The 5,800-nt window shown below is 72.8% G+C and carries 4 protein-coding genes; all 4 read left to right on the forward strand.

Annotation, left to right across the window (positions count from 1 at the left end; genetic code table 11):
• Positions 1-13 precede the first annotated feature (13 nt).
• Positions 14-934 (forward strand): hydroxymethylglutaryl-CoA lyase, encoded by a 921-nt coding sequence (locus KBX39_RS20915; RefSeq protein WP_210872079.1) that lies wholly within the window; start codon positions 14-16, stop codon positions 932-934.
• Positions 935-1,121: 187 nt separating this feature from the next.
• A complete protein-coding gene (locus tag KBX39_RS20920; protein ID WP_210872075.1) occupies positions 1,122-2,654 on the forward strand; it encodes an acyl-CoA carboxylase subunit beta in 1,533 nt (510 codons plus the stop codon).
• 118 nt (positions 2,655-2,772) lie between these two features.
• Positions 2,773-3,921, forward strand: coding sequence for an acyl-CoA dehydrogenase family protein (locus KBX39_RS20925; RefSeq protein ID WP_043327634.1), 1,149 nt, complete (start codon positions 2,773-2,775; stop codon positions 3,919-3,921).
• Positions 3,922-4,022: 101 nt separating this feature from the next.
• Positions 4,023-5,800, forward strand: a 1,778-nt coding sequence (locus tag KBX39_RS20930) for a helix-turn-helix domain-containing protein (RefSeq protein WP_210872077.1), incomplete at its 3' end; no start/stop codon positions are given.

Genomic DNA, 5,800 nt, shown 5'->3' on the forward strand with positions numbered 1-5,800 from the left:
CGAGGTGAACCTGATGGCGGAACTCCCCGACTCCGTGAGCATCCGTGAGGTCGGTCCCCGGGACGGCCTCCAGAACGAGGAGCCGATCCCCACCGACGCGAAGGTGCGGCTGCTCGACGCGCTGTCCCGTACCGGGGTGCGGCGCATCGAGGCCGTCTCCTTCGTCCACCCCCGGGCGATTCCGCAGATGGCCGACGCCGACGAGGTGTGGCAGCGGGCGGAGAAGGCCGACGGGGTGCGCTACTCCGCGTTGGTGCCGAACACCCGGGGCGCGCAGCGGGCGCTGGCCGCCGGCTTCACCGAGATCGAGGTGGTGGTCTCGGCCAGCGACACGCACAACCGCCGTAACGTCAACCGCTCCACCGACGAGTCGCTGGACGACATCGCCGAGCTGATCGACCTGCTGCACGGCGCGGGCGCGACCGCCGAGGTGATCGTGGCGACCAGCTTCGGCTGCCCCTACGAGGGCGACGTGGACCCCCGCCGGGTCGCCGCGATCGTGGACCGGGTCGCCCGCGACGGCGCGGACCGCGTCGCCTTCGGCGACACCACAGGCATGGGTACGCCCCGGCGCGTCCGCGAGCTGGTCACGGCGGTGCGGGACCGCAACGCCCACCTGCCGGTGCTGCTGCACTTCCACAACACCCGGGGTACCGCGCTGGCGAACATGCTCACCGCGATGGAGCTGGGCGTCACCGAGTTCGACGCCAGCGTGGGCGGCCTCGGCGGCTGCCCGTACGCGCCGGGCGCCAGCGGCAACCTGGCCACCGAGGAGGCGGTGCACATGCTGCACGACATGGGCATCGACACCGGCATCGACCTGGACGTCCTGATCGCTGCCGCCGAGCTGGCCGAGAGCCTGGTGGGCAAGAAACTCCCGTCCGGAGTCCTCCGAGCCGGCCCCCGAACCCGCCTGACCCCCCTCCCCTCCTGACCGTTTCGCGCGTTGATCAAGGAGTTTGTGTCCTCATTCGGTCGCGCGGAGGACGCAAACTCCTTGATCACGGGAGTGGATGGGTGGGGGTGCGAGGAGCGGGTCGCCGGAGAGGGCGGCGGTGGGGTAGCCTAACGATCGTTCAGGTCGGTGGCGCCCTGCGCGGGCGGTGGCAACGGGAGTCGGCGTGACGCTCGACGGTGAGGCACTGGAGCAGCTGCGCAAGCGCGTCCGCGCCGGTGGTGCGGACAAGTACCACGCGGCGAACGCCGCGAAGGGCAAGCTGTTCGCCCGGGAGCGGGTGGCGTACCTGGTCGACGAGGGCTCCTTCGTTGAGGACGGGCTCTACGCCAACGCGATGGCCGACGGGCTGCCCGCCGACGGCGTCGTCACCGGCACCGCGACCATCGACGGCCGCCAGGTCTGCCTGATGGCGAACGACTCCACGGTCAAGGCCGGCAGCTGGGGCGCGCGTACCGTCGAGAAGATCATCCGGATCATCGAGCGGGCGTACGCGACCGGCGTGCCGATGGTCTACCTGGTCGACTCGGCCGGGGCCCGGATCACCGACCAGGTCGACCTGTTCCCCGGCCGGCGCGGCGCCGGGAAGATCTTCTGGAACCAGGTCCGCGCCTCCGGCTCGATCCCGCAGGTGTGCGCGCTGTTCGGGCCGAGCGCGGCGGGCGGGGCGTACATCCCGGCGTTCTGCGACGTGGTCGCCATGGTGGACGGCAACGCCAGCATGTACCTCGGCTCCGACCGGATGGTCGAGATGGTCACCGGCGAGAAGACCACGCTGGAGGCGATGGGCGGCGCCAAGGTGCACTGCGCCGAGTCCGGCGTCGGTCACTTCCTCTGCAAGACCGAGAACGACGCGCTCGACGTGGTACGGACCTACCTGTCGTACCTGCCGTCGAACTGGAAGCAGGACCCGCCCGCCGCCGAAGCGGTGGACGCGCCGGAGAAGGCCGACCTGGCCGCGTTGGTGCCGGCCAGCGAGCGGCAGGCGTTCGACATGCGCCGGTACGTCAAGGGTCTGCTCGACTCCGGCAGCTTCTTCGAGATCCAGGCGCTGTGGGCCAAGGAGCTGACCATCGGGTTCGGCCGGCTGAACGGCGAGGTCGTCGGCGTGGTCGGCAACAACTCGATGTTCAAGGGCGGCGTGCTCTTCGTCGACTCGGCCGACAAGGCGACCCGGTTCGTGCAGCTCTGCGACGCGTTCAACGTGCCGCTGCTGTTCCTGTCCGACGTGCCCGGCTTCATGGTCGGCAGCGCGGTGGAGAAGCAGGGGATCATCAGGCACGGTGCGAAGATGATCACGGCGATCTCCGAGGCGACCGTACCCAAGATCTGTGTGGTGGTCCGCAAGGCGTACGGCGCGGGTCTCTACGCGATGGCCGGCCCCGGCTTCGAGCCGGACGCCACGATCGCGCTGCCCACCGCGAAGATCGCGGTGATGGGCGCGGAGGCCGCCGTCAACGCGGTCTACGCCAACAAGATCGCCGCCATCTCCGACGAGGCCGAGCGGGCCGCGTTCGTGGCCGCGAAGCGCGAGGAGTACGAGCGCGACATCGACGTGGTCCGCCTCGCCAGCGAGCTGGTGGTGGACGCGATCGTCGAGCCGCACGAGCTGCGCGCCGAGCTGGTACGCCGGTTCGCCGCCGCGCGCGGCAAGGAGCGGCACTTCTCCCGGCGCCGCCACGGCGTCACCCCCGTCTGACCCGGTAAGGAAGGGCCCCCTCTTAACGCCTGGTGCATGTAAAGGGGCCCCTCCTAACGCTTCAGCCGCTCACGGCGTCACGAGCGCCCGGCGGCCCGCCCTTTCCAGGAGGATCGACATGGACTTCCGGCTCGACGAGGAGCAGCAGGCGCTGCGGGAGAGCGTCCGGGAATTCGCCCGCGAGGTGGTCGCGCCCACCATCGCCGAGCACTACGAGCAGCACACCTTCCCGTACGAGATCGTCCGTCAGATGGGCAAGATGGGCCTGTTCGGGCTGCCGTTCGCGGAGGAGCACGGCGGTATGGGCGGCGACTACTTCGCGCTCTGCCTGGCCCTGGAGGAGCTGGCCCGGGTCGACTCCAGCGTGGCGATCACGCTGGAGGCCGCGGTGTCGCTCGGCGCGATGCCGATCTACCGGTTCGGCACCGAGGAGCAGAAGGCGCAGTGGTTGCCGAAGCTGCTCAGCGGTGAGGCGCTGGCCGGGTTCGGGCTCACCGAGCCGGGCACCGGGTCGGACGCGGGCGGCACCCGGACGCGGGCGGTCCTGGACGGCGACGAGTGGGTGATCAACGGCTCGAAGGCGTTCATCACCAACTCCGGCACCGACATCACCGCGCTGGTCACCGTCACCGCAGTCACCGGTACGCGGCCGGACGGCGGCAAGGAACTGTCCACGATCATCGTGCCGTCCGGTACGCCCGGCTTCACCGTCGCGCCCGGCTACTCGAAGGTCGGCTGGACCGCGTCGGACACGCACGAGCTGACGTTCGACGACTGCCGGGTGCCGGCGGCCAACCTGCTCGGCGAGCGCGGCCGGGGCTTCGCCCAGTTCCTGCGCATCCTGGACGAGGGCCGGATCGCCATCGCGGCGCTCGCCGTCGGCCTGGCCCAGGGCTGCGTGGACGAGTCGATCAAGTACGCCAAGGAGCGCCAGGCGTTCGGTCAGCCGATCGGCAACTACCAGGCCATCCAGTTCAAGATCGCGGACATGGAGATGAAGGCGCACACCGCCCGGCTGGCCTACTACGACGCCGCCGCGCGGATGCTCGCCGGTGAGCCGTTCAAGCGCCAGGCGGCGATCGCCAAGCTGCACGCGAGCACCGTCGCGGTGGACAACGCCCGCGAGGCGACGCAGATCCACGGCGGGTACGGCTTCATGAACGAGTACCCGGTGGCCCGCTTCTGGCGCGATTCCAAGATCCTGGAGATCGGTGAGGGCACCAGCGAGGTGCAGCGCATGATCATCGCCCGCGACCTCGGCATGTGAGAGGCGCACTCGTCCGCGTCCTGTCGGATAACGGCAGGGGACGGTCGGGTGGGTGACGATGGGCTGTGGAGCGTCGGAGTCGATCCGTACTCTTCGTGCCCATGACTCCGGATCATGACGGTGCGCGGAGCCCAGGCGGTCGCACCGGTCTGTCCGATCTGTTGCGCGGGCACCGGCTCGCCGCCGGCCTGACCCAGGCCGAGCTGGCGGGCCGGGCCGGCGTGGGCGTGCGGACGGTCCGCGATCTGGAGCGAGGGCGGGCCGTCCGCCCTCAGCGCACCACAGTGGATCTGCTGGCCGACGCGCTCGGCCTGGCCGGTGACGACCGGCGGGAGTTCGTCGCCACCGCCCGGCCCACGCCGGCCCGGCCCGGACCCCGCCTCCCCGACACCGCAGCCGCCGGACCGTCGGCCGCGCCGGTCGCGTTGCCCCAGCCCGTACCCCTGGTGGGCCGCGACCGGGACGTGGCCGAGGTGTCCGGTCTGCTCGACGCCCACCCGGTGGTGAGCCTGGTCGGGCTCGCCGGGGTCGGCAAGACCGCGCTCGCCGTCACTGTCGCGCACGCGGTGGCGGCCCGGCACCCGGGCGGTGTCAGCGGGGTGCTGGTCGGGGAGGGCTCGGACGTCGCCGACGTGCTCGCCGCGTCCGCGTCGGTGTTCGGTGTGAACCGGCTGGCCGACCTCGCCTGCCGGCTCGACGGCCGGCCGGCGTTGCTGGTCGTCGACGCGGTCGACCGGGCGCCCGAGCCGGTGGCCGGGGCGCTTCGCGCCCTGACCGCCGCCGCGCCGGATCTCCGGGTGCTGGTGACCGGCCGCCGCCCGGTCGGGTTGCCCGGCGAGCTGGTCCGCCCGGTCGCGCCGCTCGACGTGCCACCGGCGGACGCCGCGCCCGCCGACCGGGCCGACCTGGATCGCTGGCCCGCGGCGGCGCTGTTCGCCGCCCGCCTCGCCCAGGCCCGCCGCGAACCACCCACGGCGGCCGAGCTGCCGGCGCTCGCCGCGCTGGTACGCCGCCTCGGCGGGCTGCCGCTGGCGATCGAGCTGATGGCGGCGCGGGGACGCATCCTCGACGTCACCGAACTGCTCGACCGCTACGGCGACCTCGTGCTGGACCTGACCGGCGCCCATCCCGGGTGGGAGCCCGCCGCCGACCGATCGGCCGGCACGGTGACGCTGCGCGAGGCGGTGGCCAGCAGCTACCACCTGCTCGCGCCCGCCGACCGGGCCGCGTTGCGGCGGCTCTCCGCGTTCCGTAACCGCTGGTCGGTCGAGCTGGCCGAGGAGCTGCTCGCCGGGAGGCTGCTCGCCGGGGAGCTGCTCGCCGGTGGCGGCGAGCGGTGGGACGCGGCGCCGATGCTGGACCGGCTGCGCGAGCTGGGCCTGCTCAGCGTCCGGGGCGCCGGCCCGTTCCGGTTCCGGTTGCTGGACGCGGTCCGTGACTTCGCGGCCGAGCAGGCCGACGTCGAGGGCGAGACCGCCGGGATCCGGCTCCGGCACGCCGCGGTGATCGCCAGGTTCGTCCACCGCACCGCGCCCGGGCTGGTGGGCGCACAGCTGTCCGGCGCGGTACGCCTGCTCGACGAGGCGACGAGCGACATCACCGCCGCCCTCGCGTACGCCGCCGAGCATGCGCCGGAGACGGCGCTGCTGCTGGCCGCGTCGCTGCCCCGGTGGTGGCGGCTGCGCGGGCGGGACGTCTCCGGCCGGCGCTGGCTGCGGCGGCTGCTGGCCGATCCGCGTACCGCCGGCACCCGGTCCACGCTGCGGGCCTGGGCGATGCTCGGCGCGGCCCGGCTGGCCGCCGAGCACGGCGCGGGCGCGGAGGAGTTGCCGGCCGCCCGGGCCGCGCTCGTCATCTTCGCCGAGGCGGGTGACGTGGT

Origin of the sequence: Micromonospora sp. D75 (assembly GCF_018070405.1) — a bacterium.
GTDB lineage: Bacteria > Actinomycetota > Actinomycetes > Mycobacteriales > Micromonosporaceae > Micromonospora > Micromonospora chalcea.